At 60.8% G+C, this 19759-nt stretch carries 19 protein-coding genes; 11 read left to right on the plus strand and 8 right to left on the minus strand.

The window, feature by feature from the left end; all coding sequences use genetic code 11:
- Window positions 1–165: 165 nt before the first annotated feature.
- Entirely contained in the window at window positions 166–1005 is an 840-nt protein-coding gene (gene metF / locus IE091_RS16975; protein ID WP_189464200.1) for a methylenetetrahydrofolate reductase [NAD(P)H], read from the minus strand.
- 140 nt (window positions 1006–1145) lie between these two features.
- Between metF and IE091_RS16980 the strand changes: the two genes are divergently transcribed.
- Window positions 1146–2081, plus strand: coding sequence for an AEC family transporter (locus IE091_RS16980; RefSeq protein WP_016915664.1), 936 nt, complete (start codon window positions 1146–1148; stop codon window positions 2079–2081).
- Window positions 2082–2220: 139 nt separating this feature from the next.
- Here the strand turns inward: IE091_RS16980 and ligB are convergent, their stop codons facing one another.
- The 5 genes from ligB to metK form a co-directional block, all read right to left on the minus strand.
- On the minus strand, window positions 2221–3900 hold the full coding sequence (gene ligB, locus IE091_RS16985; protein WP_189464206.1) for an NAD-dependent DNA ligase LigB: 1680 nt from the start codon (window positions 3898–3900) through the stop codon (window positions 2221–2223).
- A gap of 127 nt (window positions 3901–4027) precedes the next feature.
- Entirely contained in the window at window positions 4028–4789 is a 762-nt protein-coding gene (locus tag IE091_RS16990) for an ABC transporter ATP-binding protein (RefSeq protein ID WP_189464201.1), read from the minus strand.
- Complete coding sequence (locus IE091_RS16995) at window positions 4786–5844, minus strand: FecCD family ABC transporter permease (protein WP_229800878.1); 1059 nt, start codon at window positions 5842–5844, stop codon at window positions 4786–4788. The genes IE091_RS16990 and IE091_RS16995 overlap by 4 nt, the downstream gene beginning before the upstream one ends.
- A complete protein-coding gene (locus IE091_RS17000; protein WP_189464202.1) occupies window positions 5841–6860 on the minus strand; it encodes an ABC transporter substrate-binding protein in 1020 nt (339 codons plus the stop codon). Before IE091_RS17000 ends, IE091_RS16995 begins: the two co-directional genes overlap by 4 nt.
- Before the next feature lie 185 nt (window positions 6861–7045).
- Window positions 7046–8266: a methionine adenosyltransferase gene (metK, locus tag IE091_RS17005; RefSeq protein WP_016915659.1), complete on the minus strand. Its 1221-nt coding sequence runs from the start codon at window positions 8264–8266 to the stop codon at window positions 7046–7048.
- Window positions 8267–8506: 240 nt separating this feature from the next.
- Here metK and tkt point away from each other — a divergent pair, with 240 nt between their 5' ends.
- From tkt to IE091_RS17040, 7 genes are all read left to right on the plus strand, one after another.
- Window positions 8507–10498 (plus strand): transketolase, encoded by a 1992-nt coding sequence (gene tkt / locus IE091_RS17010; RefSeq protein ID WP_189464203.1) that lies wholly within the window; start codon window positions 8507–8509, stop codon window positions 10496–10498.
- Window positions 10499–10549: 51 nt separating this feature from the next.
- Entirely contained in the window at window positions 10550–10903 is a 354-nt protein-coding gene (locus IE091_RS17015; RefSeq protein WP_081137895.1) for a CidA/LrgA family protein, read from the plus strand.
- Window positions 10893–11612 (plus strand): LrgB family protein, encoded by a 720-nt coding sequence (locus IE091_RS17020; protein WP_189464204.1) that lies wholly within the window; start codon window positions 10893–10895, stop codon window positions 11610–11612. Before IE091_RS17015 ends, IE091_RS17020 begins: the two co-directional genes overlap by 11 nt.
- Window positions 11613–11670: 58 nt before the next feature.
- Window positions 11671–12708, plus strand: a complete 1038-nt coding sequence (locus tag IE091_RS17025; protein ID WP_189464205.1) for a type I glyceraldehyde-3-phosphate dehydrogenase — start codon at window positions 11671–11673, stop codon at window positions 12706–12708.
- A 44-nt stretch (window positions 12709–12752) separates the two neighbouring features.
- Window positions 12753–13919: a phosphoglycerate kinase gene (locus IE091_RS17030; protein WP_096921711.1), complete on the plus strand. Its 1167-nt coding sequence runs from the start codon at window positions 12753–12755 to the stop codon at window positions 13917–13919.
- A gap of 40 nt (window positions 13920–13959) precedes the next feature.
- Window positions 13960–15024: a class II fructose-bisphosphate aldolase gene (fba, locus tag IE091_RS17035; RefSeq protein ID WP_016915653.1), complete on the plus strand. Its 1065-nt coding sequence runs from the start codon at window positions 13960–13962 to the stop codon at window positions 15022–15024.
- Between the two features lie 116 nt (window positions 15025–15140).
- Window positions 15141–15485 carry a hypothetical protein gene (locus IE091_RS17040; RefSeq protein ID WP_016915652.1) on the plus strand — a complete coding sequence of 115 codons (345 nt, stop codon included), beginning with the start codon at window positions 15141–15143 and terminating at the stop codon, window positions 15483–15485.
- Window positions 15486–15496: 11 nt separating this feature from the next.
- Here IE091_RS17040 and IE091_RS17045 read toward each other — a convergent pair whose 3' ends face one another.
- Window positions 15497–15814, minus strand: coding sequence for a hypothetical protein (locus tag IE091_RS17045; protein ID WP_016915651.1), 318 nt, complete (start codon window positions 15812–15814; stop codon window positions 15497–15499).
- A gap of 225 nt (window positions 15815–16039) precedes the next feature.
- Between IE091_RS17045 and IE091_RS17050 the strand changes: the two genes are divergently transcribed.
- The 3 genes from IE091_RS17050 (at window position 16040) to IE091_RS17060 (ending at window position 18102) form a co-directional block, all read left to right on the plus strand.
- Window positions 16040–16738 (plus strand): HAD family hydrolase, encoded by a 699-nt coding sequence (locus IE091_RS17050; protein WP_016915650.1) that lies wholly within the window; start codon window positions 16040–16042, stop codon window positions 16736–16738.
- A 19-nt stretch (window positions 16739–16757) separates the two neighbouring features.
- Complete coding sequence (locus IE091_RS17055) at window positions 16758–17132, plus strand: translation initiation factor Sui1 (RefSeq protein WP_039183560.1); 375 nt, start codon at window positions 16758–16760, stop codon at window positions 17130–17132.
- A gap of 61 nt (window positions 17133–17193) precedes the next feature.
- The gene (locus IE091_RS17060; protein WP_016915648.1) at window positions 17194–18102 is read left to right on the plus strand and encodes a nuclease-related domain-containing protein; all 909 of its coding nucleotides are present in this window, start codon (window positions 17194–17196) and stop codon (window positions 18100–18102) included.
- On the opposite strand, the gene IE091_RS17065 is transcribed toward IE091_RS17060, so the two are convergent.
- Complete coding sequence (locus IE091_RS17065; RefSeq protein ID WP_039183558.1) at window positions 18099–19430, minus strand: deoxyguanosinetriphosphate triphosphohydrolase; 1332 nt, start codon at window positions 19428–19430, stop codon at window positions 18099–18101. The genes IE091_RS17060 and IE091_RS17065 overlap by 4 nt on opposite strands.
- Window positions 19431–19759: the final 329 nt, after the last annotated feature.

Genomic DNA, 19759 nt, shown 5'->3' on the forward strand with positions numbered 1-19759 from the left:
CCCGTCACGGTTCAATGAGCAGGCATCATACGGTGGTTAGCCATGCCTTGCCCACTCTCCAAGCCGGGCCTTCCACGCACGGCGCCTGTGGCACCCCCATCAAAAAAACCGACCTGCGCCAGAGGGCGCAGGTCGGTTTTTTTGATGGGTCACATCGGCAGCAGGTCAGGTGAGATTATCGACGACCTTCATGACCGGCGCGGCCTGATTGAGCGTATAGAAGTGCAGTCCCGGCGCGCCACCATCCAGCAGGCGCTCGCACAGGCGCGTCACCACCTCGGTGCCAAAGGCCGCGATAGCCTCGCTGTCATCGCCATAGGCTTCAAGCTGCTTGCGAATCCAGCGGGGGATTTCGGCACCGCAGGCATCGGAAAAGCGCGCCAGCTTGGTGTAGTTGGTGATGGGCATGATGCCGGGAATGATCGGCTGCTCGACACCCAGCGCCCGCGCTTTGTCCACGAAGTGGAAGTAGGCATCGGCGGTAAAGAAGTACTGGGTAATCGCCATATTGGCGCCCGCGTTCATCTTGCGGGCAAAGTTTTCCACATCCTTGTCGAGGCTGGGAGCCTGTGGATGAGATTCTGGGTAGGCCGCCACGGCGATATCGAAGTGATCACCGGTTTCGGCACGGATGAACTCGACCAGCTCGTTGGCGTAGCGCAGCTCGCCGATACTGCCCATGCCAGACGGCATATCGCCACGTAGCGCCACCAGGCTATCCACGCCTTCCGCCTGATACTGGGCCAGCAGGTCACGTAGCTGGGCTTTCTCGCTGCCGATACAGGAAAGGTGCGGGGCGGTGGTAATACCGCTCTCACTCACGGTACGCACGATATCGCGGGTACGCGCCTGCGTGGACCCGCCAGCCCCGTAGGTCACCGAGAAGAAGCGAGGGTTACATGCGGCCAGCTCATCGCGCACGTGAATCAGCTTCTCCCGGCCGGCATCGGTATTGGGCGGAAAAAACTCGAAGCTGATACCTAACGGATGTTCCTGGCTGCTCATGGTGTATCCTCGCAGTACAACAAAGTGATCATTATGTGAGGTATTCTCGCTGCTTACCCGCGTGGCGGCCAATGAAAGATTTCACGCACGATCTTCAATTCGGCTCATGTTGAACGGCAGACAACATTCAAGGAGGAGAAATGGATTTAGCACCCGCTACGTTGATGGGGCCACTGTTGATGCTGCTGGGCTATGTCGGGTTAGGGTTCCTTGCGGCCCAGCGGCTCAAGATCGACCCCCGCCCGATTGCCACGCTGCTGGTCTATCTCATTGCTCCCCTGACGATTTTCCGCGCGCTGATGAACGGCGGCCCTACGGCAGCCTATCTGACCCTGTCGCTGGCCATGTTTCTGCTGGTCAGCGCCATGGCGCTGCTGGTACATCGCTTGACCCGCCATCGCTTCGGCCCCCAGGAGGGTGCTCTGCTGGCCTTTTCCTCCGGCACCGGCAACACCGGCTATTTCGGCCTGCCCGTGGCGCTGATCTTGCTGCCGCCGGAGGGCGTCACGCTGTACCTGTTCTGCATGCTGGGGATCAACCTGTATGAATTTACCGTGGGCTTTTACCTGAGCGCGCGAGGGCACTTCTCAGTGCGCCAGAGTCTGATCAAGATTGCCCGCCTGCCGCTGGTCTATGCCTTCCTGCTGGCCCTGCTGCTCAGCTCGCTGGGTGTAGTGCTCCCCGAGCCCATGATGAACTCGCTGGCCGTCTTTCCCGCCACGTACACCCTGCTGGGCATGATGATCATTGGCATGACGCTCAGCCAGGTGACGCTGGCCGCCTGGGATACGCGCTTCGTGGCAGCCTGCGTGGGGCTGCGCTACGTGCTGTGGCCACTGGTCATGGTCGGTGCCGTGCTGGTGCTGCAACAGCTGACGCCGCTGGCACCGGAGCTGGCCATGGCGCTGCTGTTGCTGGGGGTGGTACCGATGGCCTCCAATGTGGTGGTCGTGGCCATGGAGCTGGGCATTCAGCCCCAAAAAGGCGCCCTGGCCGTGTTGACCACGACGCTATTGGCGCCACTGCTGATCCCGTTCTATCTGGGGATGATGCTCTACCTGACCGGGCTGGCCTAGGCTCTGCCTGAAAACTGGCTGTGCTCGACCATACGGCGTTAAAAATCGGCTCAAAATACTCATTTACAGCATGTAAACTCCGTTTTTTCGCCGATTTTTGCCTTGTCTGGTCTTCGCTCGCCTACTTTTCATACACAGCCTAGAAGCCCTCCACACCCGCTTGCTGGAGCTGACGTGCCATCCGCTGGATCTCGGGATGGCCAAAGAACGCCACTAGCGCTTCGGCTCGGACGGGGCCCACCCCAGGCTGGGCCTGCCACTCGGCGCGGGAGAGCCCTTCCAGCGTTGCCCACTCCCCCAGCTCGGCGCTGCCGCCCGGCGGTACGCCCAGCGCACGTACCCAGGCGGCATAGGGCGCCTGCCGTGCCGCCGCAAACTGTGCCGCCAGCGAGGCGGCCGTGGCGGGGCCAATACCATGGGCCTGTTGCAGCTGCGCCTCCGACAGCGCCAGCCAGCCCAGCAGCTCCGTCACGACCCCGGCACGTATCAAGGCCTGCCAGGTGCCTTCGCCGATGCCGCGCATGCCCAGCTGATTCCCCAGATAGGTCAGGCGTGCCAATAGCTGGGCGTCACAGTCTGGGGTCAGCGTCAGACAACTCAACAGATCATAACGCGCTGGCGATGGCACACTGAGCGGCGCCCGCTCAGCACTCTGCCAGACTACGCTGGTGACTTGAGGAATCGTCAGCCCTGCCAGCGTCACGGCCACATGGTCTCCTGGGCGAACATCCCAGGCCTGCCACTGCTCAAGCGACCCTAGCGATACACGACGAATGCTGCGCCCTTCCAGGCTCACGGGATACAGCCATAACACGGGCGTCACTCGCCCAGTGCGCCCCACCCGAAACTCGATACCACGCACCTGGGCCAGCGCTTGCTGCGCGGGGTATTTCCAGGCGATGGCCCACTCCGGAGGCGACGCCGACCAGTGACGAATGCCAGGGCGTTCGGCCTGCTTGAGCACCACGCCATCGGTAGCGAAGGGCAGCGGCTCGTTGAACCACCGCTCGCGCCATTCGGCCGCTTGCTGATGGCCCGCAACCGGGTGCGTGTACTCGGCCGTATCGAACCCCAGTGCCGTCAGTCGCGCCAGCCGCTCCGTCATCTCGGTAGGCCCATCGGGCCAATCCCACACGAACAAGCCTACGCGGGAAAGCGTCGCCTCACTGGGTGCCTGCTGCGCCATGGCCCCGGCCACCGCACCGCGCGCGCCAATCTCGGGAGCTTGCGACTGGATATGCCGATCAAGCTGCCAATAGAGCTCGCCTTGGAACACCGCCGATAGCGGCTCGGGCAGCGAAGCAGGCACATCGGGCAGTTGCCGAACGCGCTCGGTCCAGTCCTGGCCGCGCTCCCCATCGCCGCGGCTGACCGCTTCGACCAATTCCCCTTGCCGATAGCGCAAAGTCACCGCTACACCGTCCACCTTGGGCTGGATCCATAGCCCCTGGCGACGACTGGTAAAACGCCGCACTCCGGCCTCGTCGGCCTTGTGGAGCCCGGTTTGTGGAGCCGCGTGAGTCACCGTGCCATCGCTACGGGTGGATCGGGTCAGGGGACGGTGGGGCGTGGTATCGTCCAGACAGGTTTGCCAATGCGCCAGCCTCGCCAGCGCCTGATCGTAAAGCTCATCGGCAATCAGCGACTCACCCGCGTCATGGTAGGCACGGTCCCACAGCGCGATATGCTCGGCCAGCGTCTGGCGCTCTTGAACAAGGCGCTCCTGTGGCCATGCCGGGCACTCCTCGGCCTGCGCCGTCAGCGCCAGAGCGCACAGGCCACTCAGCCACCCTGCTCTGAATATCCACCGCCACCCCATCGCCGCCCCCCTGATGATCAGCAAAGCCATCGGTGCCTGCACCACCGCGCCTGAACCACCGTACTAACGTTAACTTAACTCAAACTGGGCGTGATGCAACAACGCAACATCAGCGCCGGGGCTGCCGCTAGCGGGCAAAATGGATATGCGGACGCGCATGATGCGGGGAGGTTTCGATGTGGGCATCGACGGAGAAGACCTCGCGCAGCAGGCGCTGGGTCAATACGTCCTGAGGGGTGCCTGAGGCAACGATCCGCCCCGCTTGCATGACGATCAGGCGATCACAGTACATGGCGGCGTGATTGAGGTCATGGAGCGCGATGATGCTGGTCATCGGCAGGCTGGAAATCAACCGCAGCAGGCTTATCTGGTGCTGCACGTCGAGATGGTTGGCCGGCTCGTCGAGGATCAGCTCGCTGGGGGATTGAGCCAGTGCCCGCGCCACATGGGTACGCTGCTTTTCACCGCCAGACAAGCTTTGCCAGGCATCATCGCGCTTCCCACTCATGCCGGTACGCTCGAGTGCCTCGTTGACCGCTCGATCGTCTTCACGGGTCCACCCCGAGAGCATCGTGCGGTGGGGAAAGCGCCCCAGCTTGACCACGTCGATGACCTTGAGGCTGGCGTTGGTGGTGGCGTGCTGCTCGATGAAAGCAACTCGCTGGGCGATGGCACGACGCCGATAGGTGGCGAGGTCCTGGCCGTCCAGCAGAACTCGTCCGGCGTGAGGATTCTTGAGCCTCGCCAGCAACCGTAGCAGGGAGGTCTTGCCGGAACCATTAGGGCCCAGCAAGCCCAGCAGCTTGCCCGGCTCGGCCTCGAAGGAGACCCCATCGATCACCGTTTTAGGGCCAATTTTCCAGATCAGATGTTCGGCCTTGATACTCATGATGTGCGCTGCAACCGATAAAGAATGACCGCAAAGAACGGTACGCCTACCAGTGCCGTGACGACGCCGATGGGTAGGGACTGCTGGGGAATCAATACTCGTGAGGCAATGTCCGCCAAGACCATGAAAATTGCCCCCACCATGGCACAGGCAGGCAGTAGCCGTGAGTGGCGTGGCCCGACCACGAAGCGGGCCGCGTGAGGCACCACCAGCCCCACGAAGCCGATCGTGCCCACCATACTGACGATGGCCGCCGTCATGACGGCGGTAAGGGCGAACAGGACGAGCCGCGTTCGGCCGACGTTGACCCCCAGCGAAGCGGCAGCCTCATCGCCGAAGGCAAAGGCATCCAGCACCCGCGCATAGCATAGGCAGGCCACCAGCCCCAGCCCGACCACCACCGACACCAGCAAAAAATCAGGCCAGCGTACGCCACCGAAGCTGCCAAGCAGCCAGAACATCACGTCTCGGGCCTGCTGGGCATTGCCAGCGGTGGTAACGAAATAGGAGGTCACCGCGTTGAACAGCTGCGAGGCCGCGACCCCGGCCAATATCGTGCGATCGGCACCGCCCCGCGCCCCGTTCGAGAGTAGCGCCACGAACAGAAAAGCAGCGAAGGCGCCCACGAACGCCCCCGTGGATAGCGACACCGCGCCAGCGCCCAGCCCCAGCATGACGACCAGCACAGCCCCGGTGGATGCTCCGGCAGAGATACCCAGCACATAAGGCTCTGCCAGCGGATTGCGCAGCATCGATTGCATGATGGCGCCAGCCAGTGCCAGACCCGCACCACAAAAGGCCGCCACCAGCGCCCGGCTCAAGCGGTAATCCCAGACGATGGCTTCGTGGATGCGATTGAGTTCGAAGGACGTCCAACCGAGCTTGTTGGTGATCACCGCATAGGTCGTGGAGAGCGGGATCGGCATATCGCCGATCCCGACGCTGATGCCCACGACCAGCCCGATCACCAGCAACGAGCTGAGCAGCACGCCTGCTACCCACACCAGGCGTGGCAGACGCTCAGCTATTTGCGGCATGCCAAGGGTGGCGCTCATCTCAGACCCAGCGCCTCGAGCTGTTCCGCCACTTGCTCAGCCCCAAAGATCGTTCTCACCGTCGGATCCATGGCATGGCCATCCATGACCACGATGGCTCCGTTCTGCACCGCTCTCATTTCGCGGGTGGCGGGGTCCGAGTTGAGGAACTCGATCTTGGCCTCTGCGTTGTCCAGATCCCAGCGATTACGATCGACGCGGGCGACCACGATGACATCCGGGTCGGACGCGATGATGCTTTCCCACCCAAGGGCTGGCCACTCCGCATCAGCGTCGATGGCATTGGTACCGCCCAACACGTCGGCGATAAAGCCGGAGGCACCGTTCTTGCCGCCAAGATAAGCGTCCGCAGACGGCGACGGGCTGGAGAACCAGAAGACGAAAGAGAGCGGTTCGCGACCTTCGGGGGTGGCGGCCCGCAGGGCGGCTTCACGCTGCTCCAGATCCTCGATTAGCGCCTGGCCTCGGTCGTTGACGTCGAAGATTCGGGCAATCTCATTGATCTCCTGATACAGGCCGTCCATGCTCCAGCGCTGGTCGCGACTGCCGTAGCCGAACTTGTCCTGGGCCGCCTCTTCGGCAACGCAAGTATTGGGAGACAGGTAAGTCGCCACCCCCACGCTGTCGAAGTCTTCCCGGGAGGCCACTCTGCTGGAGGGGCCTATCAGGCTAGGCAGGGCCGCCGTCACGAGGTCCGGCTCCTTGGCCAGAAGAGACTCGAAGGTAGGAAATTCGACCGTCAATACCTCTACCTTGGCATTGGCCTCGGCCAACTGCGGCAACACCTGGTTCGGCCAGAAGGCAGTGCCCACCATCCGGTCTTCCAGGCCGAGCAACAGCATGATTTCGGCACTGGCTTGCCCCAGGCCAATGGCTCGCTCGGGTGCCTGGTCGAAGGTGACCTCAACGCCACAGTTGTTCAGCGTCAAAGGATACTGCGTGCTTTCCGCCAAGGCAGAGAACGATGCCAAGCTCAGCAGGGTACAACATCCGGTCACAGCAAGAAGACGTATCATGGATCACTCATCACGATGGGTAGAGGCGTCATAGGCAGCGCCGTATAGAGACTGATACTCATTTACGCGCGATCGCAATATAAGCGCAAATCATTCGCGTCGCAATCCTCGGTTCTGCCAGCCCAAACAAAAACGCCCCTGGCGGTAAGCCAGGGGCGTGAGGACAGCATCGAGCCAATCCGTGTTTACAAACCAGCCGCCTTGCGCAGCGCGTCGGCCTTGTCGGTTTTCTCCCAAGGGAACGCCGTAAACGTCTCGGTATGCTCTTCCCCTTTGTCGTCCGTCCAACGGTAGCTATGCTCGAACGGCTCGCGACCAAAGTGGCCGTAGGCAGAGGTCAGACGATACATCGGGTGCAGCAGGTCGAGCATGGTGGTGATCGCGTAGGGGCGCAGGTCAAAATGCTCGCGCACCAGTTCGACGATTTTCGCATCGTCGATCTTGCCTGTGCCGAAAGTGTCGATCGACACGGAGGTGGGCTCTGCCACGCCGATAGCGTAAGACACCTGGATCTCGCACTTGTCGGCCAAGCCTGCAGCAACCACGTTCTTCGCCACGTAACGGCCTGCGTAGGCCGCGCTGCGGTCTACCTTGGACGGATCCTTGCCCGAGAACGCACCACCGCCGTGACGGGCCATGCCGCCGTAGGTATCGACGATGATTTTACGCCCCGTCAAACCACAGTCGCCCACTGGGCCACCGATCACGAACTTGCCGGTCGGATTGATATGGTATTGGGTATTCGCATCCAGCCACTCTGCGGGAATCACCTGCTCGATGATTTCGCGCTTGACCATCTTGCGCAGGTCTTCCTGGTCGATTTCAGGGTCATGCTGGGTCGACAGCACCACGGCATCCACGCCACAGGGTTGGCCTTCGGCATTGTAGCGGAAGGTGACCTGACTCTTCGCATCCGGACGCAGCCAGGGCAGCAGGCCATGCTTGCGCAGCTCGGCCTGACGCTCGACCAGGCGATGGGAGTAGTGAATAGGGGCCGGCATGAAGGAGTCGGTTTCGTTGGTGGCGTAACCGAACATCAAGCCCTGGTCACCCGCCCCTTGATCTTCGGGTTTGGTGCGATCAACGCCCTGAGCAATATCCACACTCTGTTTGCCGATCAGGTTGATCACGCCACAGGTGGCGCCATCGAAGCCTACCTGTGAGGAGGTATAGCCGATATCGGTGATCACATCACGCACCAGCGCTTCGAGATCGACCCATGCCGAGGTGGTAATTTCACCCGCAATAATGGCAACACCCGTCTTCACCATCGTTTCACAGGCAACACGCGCCTGCTTGTCACGGGCGATAATGGCATCCAGCACCGCATCAGAAATCTGGTCAGCAATCTTGTCAGGATGACCTTCGGAAACGGACTCGGAGGTAAACAGGGAATATTCGCTCATCGCGCACTCGACCCTCTGTATGACGGCTGCTTCGTTATGACCGCAGCATCAGCAGGAAATCATGGCAGGAGGATCCCTGCCCGTATATAGAAGCAGAGCCTTTTCACTACTACTTCGGGAGGCAGAGTCTACACGCTGTTGGGGGTTCTTCCCAGAACGCACCCCGAGAATTTGCCGCCGCCGAGGAAGTCAGCGACAATAGCGCCTTTATTCTTTCCGTTTTCAGGCGAGGAGCACCCCATGCCGTCCCGTTTTGAGCTGGCCAATGCCATTCGCGCCCTTTCCATGGATGCCGTTCAGAAGGCCAAGTCTGGCCATCCCGGCGCCCCCATGGGCATGGCTGATATTGCCGAGGTGCTGTGGAATGACTACCTCAAGCACAACCCCGAAGACCCCAAGTGGGCCGATCGCGACCGGTTCGTGCTGTCGAACGGCCATGGCTCCATGCTGCTCTACTCGCTGCTGCACCTGAGCGGTTACGAACTCAGCCTGGAACAGCTGCAAAACTTCCGCCAGCTGCACTCGCCCACGGCAGGCCATCCTGAGTACGGCTACGCTCCCGGCATCGAAACCACCACCGGCCCCTTGGGCCAGGGCTTCGCCAACGCCGTCGGCTTTGCCATTGCCGAGAAAACCCTCGCCGCACAGTTCAACCGCCCTGGCCACACCATCGTTGACCACCACACCTGGTGTTTCCTGGGCGATGGCTGCTTGATGGAAGGCATTTCCCATGAAGCGGCGTCCCTGGCCGGCACCCAGCAGCTGGGCAAGCTGATTGCCCTGTACGACGACAACGGCATCTCCATCGATGGCGAAGTCGAAGGCTGGTTCACCGACGATACCGCCAAGCGCTTCGAGTCCTACGGCTGGCACGTGGTGCCCAACGTCGACGGCCACAAACCTGAAGAAGTCAAAGCCGCCATCGAGCTGGCAAAAAGCCAGGACGACAAGCCGAGCCTGATCATCTGCAAAACCATCATCGGCTTTGGAGCGCCCAACAAGCAGGGCAAAGAAGAAGCCCACGGCGCACCGCTGGGTGATGATGAAGTAGCGCTGGCGCGCAAGCAGCTAGGCTGGGAGCATGCTCCCTTCCACATTCCCGAGCCCATTTACTCCGCCTGGGATGCTCGCGAAGCGGGTAAAGCTCGCCAGCAGGAGTGGGAAGGCCGCTTCGCTCGCTACACCGAAGCATTCCCCGAGCAGGCTCGTGAGTTCAAACGCCGCATGAAAGCGCAGCTGCCCACGGAGCTGGCCACCGAAGCATTGATGCAGCAGGCTCAGGAAAAGGGCGAAAGCATTGCCTCGCGTAAAGCGTCGTTTGAAGCGCTGAACGTGATTGGCCCGCAAATGCCGGAACTGCTCGGCGGCAGCGCTGACCTCGCGCCCTCCAACCTGACGTTCTGGAAGGGCGCCAAAGCGATCACTCCCGAAGATGCCAGCGGCAACTACCTGCACTACGGTGTGCGTGAATTCGGCATGGGCGCAGTGATGAACGGTATCGCCCTGCACGGTGGTTTCGTTCCTTATGGCGCGACCTTCCTGATCTTCATGGAGTACATGCGCAACGCCGTACGCATGGCGGCGTTGATGGGCCAGCAGGCCATTTACGTGTTCACCCACGACTCTATCGGTCTGGGCGAAGATGGCCCGACCCACCAGCCCATCGAGCAGCTCACCAGCCTGCGCACCACGCCCAACCTGAACACCTGGCGTCCCTGCGATGCGGTGGAGACGGCGGCGTCCTGGGATGCGGCCATCAAGCGTCACTCCGGCCCCACTGCGCTGGTACTGTCGCGTCAAAACCTGCCGCACCAGCCGCGCACCAAGGCCCAGTTGGCCGCCATCCAGCGCGGCGGTTACGTGTTGAAGGATTGCGACGGCACGCCCGCGCTGATCCTGATTGCCACCGGCTCCGAAGTGGCGCTGGCCATGGAAGCCGCGGCCACGCTCGAGCAGCAGGGCAAGGCCGTGCGCGTGGTGTCCATGCCGTCTACTTACCGCTTCAACGGTCAGGACGCCGACTACCGCGAGAGCGTGCTGCCCAAAGCCGTGACCAAGCGCATTGCCATCGAAGCGGGCCACGCCGACTACTGGTACAAGTACGTTGGTCTGGAAGGGCGCGTCATTGGCATGACTACCTACGGTGAGTCGGCCCCGGCAGACGAGCTGTTCAAGCACTTTGGCTTTACGGTCGAGAATATCGTCAAGCAGGCCAATGAGCTGCTCGGCTGAGCTTGTCTCAGCCTGCCTGATCACGCCTGCACAGGCAGCGCGGGCCTATAGATGCCCGCGCTGAACGGCCTGCTTTGGCTGATCGGCTACTGGCTGGTCGGAGAAGCCGTGGTTCACTTCTCCGGCTTGCCCATTTCTTCTGGCGTGGTCGGCATGTTGCTGCTGTGCGTCACTCTGGCCCTTATCGGCCGTGTGCCCACAAGCCTTGCCGCCGCCGCCCAGCCCCTGATTGCACTACTGGCCATGCTGATCATGCCTGGGGTGGTCGGGGTCTTTTTCATTCTGGATCAATTGGCCGGACAGTGGCTGGCCATCCTGGCGGCACTGCTCCTGGGCACGCTGCTCAGCGTCTTGACTACGCTGTGGTTGCTCAAGCGTCTGATGGGACGTGAACATGGCCAGTGACACGCTCACCTTATTGACCGCAACGCCCTTGTTTGCCGTGGGCCTGACGCTCGCGGCTTACCTCTTGGGCACCGCGCTGTTCCGGCGGCTGGGCAACCCTGCCTGGCTACCCGCCATACTGATTGCCGCCTTGCTGCTGGCGGCCACGCTTGCCGTGCTGGGCTTGCCTTACCCCATTTACCAACAGGGGGCGACCTGGCTGACCGTACTGCTGGGGCCTGCCACCGTGGCACTCGGCATGCCCCTTTATCAACAGCTACCGCGTATCCGTGAGCTATGGCGCCCCTTGGCGGCTTGCCTGCCCGTGGCGGCGTCTCTGGCCGCCTGCTATTCCCTGGGGATTGCCTGGCTGCTCGGCGCCAGCCCAGAAGTACTCGCCTCCATTGCAGCCAAGTCCGTCACTGCCCCGATTGCCATCGGGATCACCGAACAGTTGGGTGGCAGCGTTGCCTTGTTGATGGGCGCGCTGCTGGTCACTGGCGTCGCCACCATCCCGATGGTAAGCCTCGCTGCCAGATGGCTGAACATTACCGACGAGCGCCTGCTCGGCTTCGCCCTGGGGCTCAACGGCCATGCCATTGGCACCGTCAGGGCCTTTGAGATGAGCCCCACTGCCGGTGCCTTTGCCTCCCTCGGGATGAGTTTGACGGGCATATTCACCGCGTTGCTGCTGCCGCTCGCCTGGGGTCTGGTGGGGGCTGGCAACTGAGCAACGGGCGCTGAAGTACGTTATCATCTAGCCACTTTTTTTGGGGCCGCTTCGCGACATGGCTAACGCAACCGCTAAGTTTCGCATTGCAATCAATGGGTATGGACGTATCGGCCAGTGCGTACTGCGTGCACTGGTGGAGCGTGGCCATCCCGATCTGGAAGTGGTCGCCATCAACGAACTTTCCGACCTGGCTACCATCACCTATCTCACCCGCTACGACACCACCCACGGGCGTTTTCCTGGCGAGGTCGAGAACGAGGGTGATGCCTTGGTGATCAACGGCCAGCGCATTCAGGTGCTATGTGAACGCGCCCCCGATGCGCTTCCCTGGAAAGCCCTGGATATCGATCTGGTACTGGAGTGCTCAGGAAGCTTCAAGGATCGCGCCACGGCGGAGCGGCACCTGAAGGCCGGTGCACGGCAGCTGCTGTTTTCCCAACCGGCAGAAAACGACGTGGATGCCACCATCGTGTGGGGGATCAACGAGCATGAGCTCAGCGGTGCACAGCGCATCCTCTCGGCGGCGTCCTGCACCACGAACTGCCTGGTGCCCTTGCTGACGATACTGGATGAAGCGCTGGGGCTGGAGCACGGTGTCACCACCACGATTCACTCGGCCATGAACGACCAGCCAGTCATCGACGCCTACCACCAGACCGACCTGCGCCTTACCCGCTCGGCGATGCAGTCCATCGTCCCGGTCGATACTGGGCTTGCGGTGGGCATCAGCCGTCTGATGCCAACGCTGGCAGGCCGCTTCGAATGTCTGCACGTGCGCGTTCCCACGATCAACGTCTCGGCCATGGATGTCTCGCTTACCGTACGCCGCGACACCGATGCCCAGCAGGTCAATTCACTGCTACGCGAGGCCAGCCAACAGCGGCTGGCGGGCGTGCTGGGCTATACCGAGGCCCCCATGGCCTCCATCGATTTCAATCACGACCCTCGCTCTGGCATTCTGGACGCCACGCAAACCAGAGTGGCAGGCAAGCGCCTGCTCAAGCTGCTGTGCTGGTTTGACAACGAGTGGGGGTTTGCCAACCGTATGCTGGATATCAGCCAGCGACTGGCAACGCTACGCCAGCGGGTATGACCGCCACGACCTTTCATTCGCTTGAACACGAGGAAACCGCTCACATGAACGTGCAAAAGATGACCGACCTGCCACTGGATGGGCAGCGCGTACTGATTCGTGAAGACCTGAATGTGCCGATCAAGAACGGCCGTGTTTCCAGCGATGCTCGCCTGCGTGCTGCGCTGCCGACCATACAAGCTGCCGCCAAGGCGGGCGCCAAAGTACTGCTCATGAGCCACCTGGGCCGCCCCACGGAAGGTGAACCCGCTGACGAGTTCTCGCTGGCCCCTGTCGCCGAGCACCTGGGCGAACTGCTCGGCAGCCCCGTCAAACTGGTCAACGACTACCTCGACACCGCCCCGACGCTGCAGAACGGTGACGTGGTACTGCTGGAGAACGTGCGCTTCAATCGTGGCGAGAAGAAAGACGACGAACAGCTTGCCAGGCAGTATGCCGCACTGTGCGACATCTTCGTCATGGACGCCTTTGGAACCGCTCACCGTGCCCAGGCCTCTACCCATGGCGTCGCGCGCTTTGCTCCCCAGGCATGTGCTGGCCCTCTGCTTGCCCAGGAGCTTGATGCCCTGGAGAAAGCGCTGGCCAATCCCGCACGCCCCATGGCAGCCATCGTCGGCGGCTCAAAGGTCTCTACCAAGCTGGACGTGCTGAACGCACTGTCGGAAAAATGCGATCAATTGATCGTCGGTGGTGGTATCGCCAACACCTTTATTGCGGCAGCAGGCTATAATGTGGGCAAATCGCTCTACGAAGCAGACCTGCTCGACCAGGCCAAGGCGCTGATGGCCAAGGTGAAGATTCCGCTGCCTACCGATGTAGTGGTGGCCACCGAGTTTTCCGAAGCAGCAGAGGCAGTGGTCAAGCCCGTCGATCAGGTGGCAGACAACGAAATGATTCTGGACATCGGCCCCGATACGGCAGCCCATCTGGCCAGCCTGCTCAAGGATGCTGGCACGATTCTGTGGAACGGCCCCGTAGGCGTGTTTGAAATCGACCAGTTCGGCAAGGGGACCGAGGTCATTTCCCGAGCCATTGCCGACAGCGCCGCGTTCTCTATTGCTGGAGGTGGAGACACCTTGGCGGCCATCGACAAGTACGCGATTGCCGACCAAGTCTCCTATATCTCGACCGGTGGCGGAGCATTTCTCGAATACGTGGAAGGCAAGCAGCTGCCGGCCGTTGCCGCGCTGGAAGCCGCTGCTCAGCGCTGACACTTAGAACCCTGAACATACAACCCAATAAGGTGACCCCATGGCTTTGATTAGCATGCGCCAGATGCTCGACCACGCCGCCGAATACGGCTACGGCATTCCCGCGTTCAACGTGAACAACCTGGAACAGATGCGGGCCATCATGGAAGCCGCTGACGCGACTGACTCGCCGGTGATCGTGCAGGCATCTGCTGGCGCACGCAAATACGCTGGCGCCCCCTTCCTGCGCCACCTGATTCTGGCGGCGGTGGAAGAGTTCCCGCATATTCCGGTCGTCATGCACCAGGATCACGGCACCAGCCCGGCCGTCTGCCAGCGCTCCATTCAGCTCGGCTTCTCCTCCGTGATGATGGATGGCTCCCTGGGCGAAGACGGTAAAACGCCGATGGATTACGACTACAACGTTGACGTGACCCGTCGTGCCGTTGAAATGGCCCATGCCTGTGGCGTCTCTGTAGAAGGCGAACTGGGCTGTCTGGGCAGCCTGGAAACCGGCATGGCCGGTGAAGAAGACGGCATTGGCGCCGAAGGCAAGCTGGATATGGAGCAGATGCTCACCGACCCGGAAGAGGCTGCCGAGTTCGTCAAGGCGACCCATGTGGACGCCCTGGCCATTGCCATCGGCACCAGCCACGGCGCTTACAAGTTCACCAAGCCGCCCACGGGCGATACGCTCTCGATCCAGCGTATCAAAGAGATCCACGCTCGTATTCCGGATACCCACCTGGTCATGCACGGCTCCTCCTCGGTGCCCCAGGAGTGGCTGGAAGTGATCAACCGCTACGGTGGTCAGATCCCGGAAACCTACGGTGTACCGGTAGAAGAGATCATCGAGGGCATCAAGCACGGAGTGCGCAAGGTCAACATCGATACCGACCTGCGTCTGGCCTCGACCGGCGCCGTGCGTCGTTTCATGGCCGAGAACCCATCAGAGTTCGATCCGCGCAAGTTCCTGAAAGAAACCGTCACGGCCATGCGCGATCTGTGTATTGCCCGCTATGAAGCCTTTGGCACCGCAGGCAACGCGAGTAAGATCAAGCCGATCAGCCTGGAAGCCATGTTCCAGCGCTACGAGCGTGGTGAGCTGGCGCCCAAGATCAAATAAGCAGCGCCTCGCGACGACATCAAGGCGGCCTTCGGGTCGCCTTTTTTATTGCAATGCAGCAATAATGAGCTATTACTAAACAACACCGCCCATTTCTTCACCAGGTAGCCTTCTCCATGAAGCACACCCCTCTGCCAATGCTGACACCGCCCCTGATGTTCCTTGACCTGTGGAAAGCAGGCATCATGGGCATGGAGCTATGGAGCTCTTCGCTCTCCACGATTTCCATGCGTCAGCAACTATGGCAAACGCAGCCCTTTTTCAGTCCTGCCATGATGCGTGAAAACCAGCGCATGGTGACTGAAAAGATCGAGGCCAGCGTGGAAGCTGGCCTCATCATGCAAAAAGTCTTGTTCAGCGCCATGCGCGGTCAGTACGCGCCATGGTGGACAACCAGTCAACAAGCCATGAAGCCTTATCATCGGCGCAGCAGTGCCAACTCACGACGCTTGTCGCGTTAAGCGGCATCGCATTACTGATCGCTGCTTTGCTCTTCACTGCTCTGTTCGTCTTCACCTTGCAACATGGCGTCATCGGCACTGCCGGTGCCCCCAGTGCCGCCTTCGGCATGCTCTTCATCATCGTCGCCAGCATCTTCCTGCGCTTGTGAGGCGGGCTGTTCGTCGCGTCGGACGGCCCCCGCCTTGATACCGTACGTCTCTTCCAGCGCCGCATCATCCAACGCTTCGTGCTGTCCATTCTCAGCCGCGGTGTCTGCCCACGCGCTGGCCGCGACTACACACAAGGATGCACTCAAAACCCAAGGTAATAGCCAAGGGGATACTCGCATATCAATCTCCTTTTTCATGATGCATGTCGTTGCACCTGTTCACTATAGCCGCTCCGAGGGATAAGCACCTGCCAGGGGCTTTCCCGACGTGCAGCGACTCCGCCATCGACGAAAACGTAAAAAATTATCAAACAGTGTTCACAAAGGAGCTAAAATCCCGTTCAATAGCAAGATGGTCGGCTTACCCCAACATGCGTAGTGCTTCAGGTACTGCAAGGAACTGACATGCCGCTTCCACTTTTGTTGTTTGACTGTGATGGCACGCTCGTCGATAGCGAACCCCTGCTTGCCGAAGAAATGGCACGCGGCCTCAATACGGTGGGGCTTCCCTTCGCTGCCTCCGACTATATGGGCGAATTTCGTGGCGCCCGCTTTCGCAGGATCGTCGCCGAGCTGCAGGACCGCCATGGTCAAGTCGACATCGAACAACTCGAGCGCATGGAGCACGATATGCGCGCCAACCTGGCCACGCGACTGACCAACGAACTCACCACCATTCCCGGGGCACTGGAAGCACTGGAAGCCTTGTCGCACTACCCCAGCGCGGTGGTTTCCAACGGCCCGGAAACGAAGATACGCGCGGCGCTGAAAGCAACGGGCCTGACCCATTACTTCGATAATCGCCTGTTCAGCGGCTATACCGCCAACTGCTGGAAACCCGAGCCGTGCCTGCACTTACATGCGGCCAGCATCATGGGGTTTGCTGCCGCACAGTGCATTGCCATCGACGATGCGCTGGTCGGCGTCAGGGCAGCACTTCAAGCGGGCATGACGGTGATTCATTTAAACCGCTTTCCAGATGCCGAAAATACCCCGGAAGGCGCTATCATGATCAGTAACATGTATCAGTTGCCTGCCGTTGTGGAGCGTTTGACCCGCGAGCGATGGCACACGGCAATGCCGCATCACTCGACAGCGAAATAACCCTCAGCAGAGACAAGACATGGCTTCATTACGTGACCAACTGGGTGGTCTGGTGTATTCCACCGAGCATGGCAAGACATGCCCCCAGTGCCGTGCCGCGATTGACGACTGCCACTGCGAAGACGCCAGCGAACAGGCACGATTGGCTACGTTGGATGGCATCGTGCGAATTCGACGAGAGACCAGTGGCCGCAAAGGCAAGGGTGTGACCACCATCAGCGGTATACCGCTGGCCCACGCGGAGCTGAAAGCACTGGCCAAGACCCTGAAGCAGCGCTGTGGCACCGGTGGCGCCGTCAAGGAGGGCGTGATCGAAATCCAGGGAGATCATCGCGAAACCCTGCGTGACGCGCTAACCTCCATGGGGTATCAGGTAAAATTGGCAGGCGGTTGAAGTATTGATGTAGCACCAATCGCTCTACTTCTGGTAAACGGCTCAAGGGCAAGGCATCGCAATGGTTTGGTTGGAATACCTGCTACCTCTCATTTTCCTGTTTCCGATGGCGGCAATGGGCGGTATCGTGCTGGCGCTGCGCAGTCTGCATGATGCGCGCGTGCAGTCTCCTTTCGATGCCCCGCTTCACGAGCCTGGGCAGGCACTGCGTTACCGGCTGGATCAAGCATTCTCGAGCCTGTTTCTAAACGGTACGCTAGGGCCTTTGGTGAGTCTGGCGCCCTTGGTCTACGGCATGGGCCGCATGCTGTTCGTGGAGCAGCAGGACTGGGTGGAGTGGGCACTGTACGGGCTGCTCAGCACGCTGCTGGTACTGGCGTTTTCACTGCTGCTGGTACGCGATTATCAGCGTATCCGTCGCCTGAAGCTGGGGCTGGCCTGCGAGCTGGCCGTTGGCCAGGAGCTGGAGCGACTCATCCGCCCGGAGGCACACCCTTACTATGTGTTTCACGACGTACCTACCGACAGCTTCACCATCGACCACGTGGTCGTGACGCCCCATGGCGTCTTTGTCGTCGAAACCCGCGCCAGAGCGCTGGCGATAGGTTCGGATGGCCGCGAGCTCAATAGCGTGGCCGTCGAACGCGAACGGCTGCGCTTTCCCCATTGGCAGGAGCGTCGCCCACTGCACAAGACGCGTCAGGGGGTCAATTGGCTCACCCAGTGGCTGGAGCGACGCTGTGGGGTGCCTGTTCCCGTTCGAGGCGTGCTGGTGCTGCCTGGCTGGCAAATCGATACCAGCGAGGCAGCTTCGGACATTCTGGTGGTCAGCGGAGAGCGGTTGTCACGCCAGTTGAGCGAGCTTAAACCGGGCCATATGAGCGACGTCATCCATGACAAGGTCATCCATACCTTGCTGGAACGGGTACGGCTGATGGAGCTAAAACACTTGCGCCACCCGTCGGTTTAATCCCCGCGCAGCCGCCCGCCCATCTCCTGGGCAAGGTCCACGGCGTAGTGGTCGGTCATGCCACCAATGAAATCCAGCATACGACGGTAGCTGTCGTAGAGCGTCCAGGAGGGCAGCGGCGTGTTTTCACCGATCAGTGCCAGCACGCGCTGATGCTTGAAAGAGCTCTGCCCGGTATGGTGTAGCTCATGGGCAGCACCAATGAACGCCTCCAGCAGAATCCCCAGCGTGGTGTAGGCACCGATTTCCAGCTTGGCCTTGCGCTCGTTCTGGAAAATGCGTTCTCGAGCCAACTGCTTGGCAGACTGCACGCCCCAGCCCAGATCCGGATGGCAAAGCTCCAGCAGGTCATCGCTCAAGGTACCGCTCAGCAGCGCCTGCTCATGCTGAACAAACACGGCCGCCACATCATTGACCGCACGCTCCATGGCTGCCCCCCGCAGTAGCGCGATACGGCGGCGCTGCGAGACACTCTTGCGCTGCATCTCTTCATACTCAGGGGGAAATTCGCCAGCAATCTGACGCAGTATTTCGACGACTTCTTCGTAACGCAGAATCCCCATTTCGAGGCCATCTTCCAGATCCAGCAGCGCATAACAGATGTCATCCGCTGCTTCGACCAGCCACGCCAGTGGATGACGGCACCAGCGCTGCTCGCCCTGAGGAATCAGACCCACGGCGTCAGCGACTTCCTTGAGCAACGCCTGCTCGGACTGATAACAGCCAAACTTGCCAGCGCGGCCACCATAGCGAACGGTCCAGGGATATTTCAACAGAGTCCCCAGGGTTGCTGCAGATAACCGCATGCCGCCGTTGAACTGGTTGTACTCGATCTGCGTAATGACACGAAATCCCTGAGCATTACCCTCATAGGTCAGCAGATCCTGGCGCTCCTGTTCGGAGAGCCCCTCCAGCAAGCCACTCCCCTCGGCACGGCGAAACCAGTCACGAATGGCATATTCACCGGCATGGCCAAAGGGGGGGTTACCGATGTCGTGCCCGAGACAGGCCGTTTGCACGATGACGCCCAGGTCAGCTGGGGTGATCCACTCCGGCAGCCGATCACGCAGCAACTCGCCGACGATCATGCCCAACGAGCGGCCCACACAGCCGACTTCCAGGGAGTGGGTCAACCGCGTATGGATATGGTCATTTTCGGTAAGGGGATGCACCTGCGTCTTGCGCCCCAAGCGACGAAAGGAGCCTGAGAAAACGATGCGGTCATGGTCCTTGTGGAAAGGAGTGCGCCCTATTTCGCGGTTACTGCCGGGGCGCTTGTCATGTAAGCGCTGAGGGGAAAGTAACTGATCCCATTGCATTTGTGTCATCGGCACTCCTCCTTGGAGCCTTCATTCTGACATAAAAGCACCAGGTGTAGACAAATTTAACGCACAGCAAAAAGCCCCGAACACAGTGTGCTCGGGGCTTTCTACGATATAAGTGCCTGACGATGATTCACGCGTGCTATGGTCGTCAGGCGTAACAGGTAATGCATATCATGCTGAGGTGTTCTTGACGTGTATTGTGTGCGTCTCCTGTCAGCAAGCGCTCTGGCTCACTGCCGCGTATCCGGTGTTGCGAGTGCGTTCGCACTCTTCGTTATCATCACGACCAGACCCCTTGGGTGTTATAGGGTCAAGCCTCACGGGCCATTAGT

Origin of the sequence: Vreelandella hamiltonii, assembly GCF_014651775.1 — a bacterium.
GTDB classification, from domain to species: domain Bacteria; phylum Pseudomonadota; class Gammaproteobacteria; order Pseudomonadales; family Halomonadaceae; genus Vreelandella; species Vreelandella hamiltonii.

Bases quoted from the DNA above. Each gene is read 5' to 3' on its own strand.
- metF (WP_189464200.1), bottom strand. From the start codon at position 1,005: ATGAGCAGCCAGGAACATCCGTTAGGTATCAGCTTCGAGTTTTTTCCG.
- IE091_RS16980 (WP_016915664.1), top strand. From the start codon at position 1,146: ATGGATTTAGCACCCGCTACGTTGATGGGGCCACTGTTGATGCTGCTG.
- ligB (WP_189464206.1), bottom strand. From the start codon at position 3,900: ATGGGGTGGCGGTGGATATTCAGAGCAGGGTGGCTGAGTGGCCTGTGC.
- IE091_RS16990 (WP_189464201.1), bottom strand. From the start codon at position 4,789: ATGAGTATCAAGGCCGAACATCTGATCTGGAAAATTGGCCCTAAAACG.
- IE091_RS16995 (WP_229800878.1), bottom strand. From the start codon at position 5,844: ATGAGCGCCACCCTTGGCATGCCGCAAATAGCTGAGCGTCTGCCACGC.
- IE091_RS17000 (WP_189464202.1), bottom strand. From the start codon at position 6,860: ATGATACGTCTTCTTGCTGTGACCGGATGTTGTACCCTGCTGAGCTTG.
- metK (WP_016915659.1), bottom strand. From the start codon at position 8,266: ATGAGCGAATATTCCCTGTTTACCTCCGAGTCCGTTTCCGAAGGTCAT.
- tkt (WP_189464203.1), top strand. From the start codon at position 8,507: ATGCCGTCCCGTTTTGAGCTGGCCAATGCCATTCGCGCCCTTTCCATG.
- IE091_RS17015 (WP_081137895.1), top strand. From the start codon at position 10,550: ATGCCCGCGCTGAACGGCCTGCTTTGGCTGATCGGCTACTGGCTGGTC.
- IE091_RS17020 (WP_189464204.1), top strand. From the start codon at position 10,893: ATGGCCAGTGACACGCTCACCTTATTGACCGCAACGCCCTTGTTTGCC.
- IE091_RS17025 (WP_189464205.1), top strand. From the start codon at position 11,671: ATGGCTAACGCAACCGCTAAGTTTCGCATTGCAATCAATGGGTATGGA.
- IE091_RS17030 (WP_096921711.1), top strand. From the start codon at position 12,753: ATGAACGTGCAAAAGATGACCGACCTGCCACTGGATGGGCAGCGCGTA.
- fba (WP_016915653.1), top strand. From the start codon at position 13,960: ATGGCTTTGATTAGCATGCGCCAGATGCTCGACCACGCCGCCGAATAC.
- IE091_RS17040 (WP_016915652.1), top strand. From the start codon at position 15,141: ATGAAGCACACCCCTCTGCCAATGCTGACACCGCCCCTGATGTTCCTT.
- IE091_RS17045 (WP_016915651.1), bottom strand. From the start codon at position 15,814: ATGCGAGTATCCCCTTGGCTATTACCTTGGGTTTTGAGTGCATCCTTG.
- IE091_RS17050 (WP_016915650.1), top strand. From the start codon at position 16,040: ATGCCGCTTCCACTTTTGTTGTTTGACTGTGATGGCACGCTCGTCGAT.
- IE091_RS17055 (WP_039183560.1), top strand. From the start codon at position 16,758: ATGGCTTCATTACGTGACCAACTGGGTGGTCTGGTGTATTCCACCGAG.
- IE091_RS17060 (WP_016915648.1), top strand. From the start codon at position 17,194: ATGGTTTGGTTGGAATACCTGCTACCTCTCATTTTCCTGTTTCCGATG.
- IE091_RS17065 (WP_039183558.1), bottom strand. From the start codon at position 19,430: ATGACACAAATGCAATGGGATCAGTTACTTTCCCCTCAGCGCTTACAT.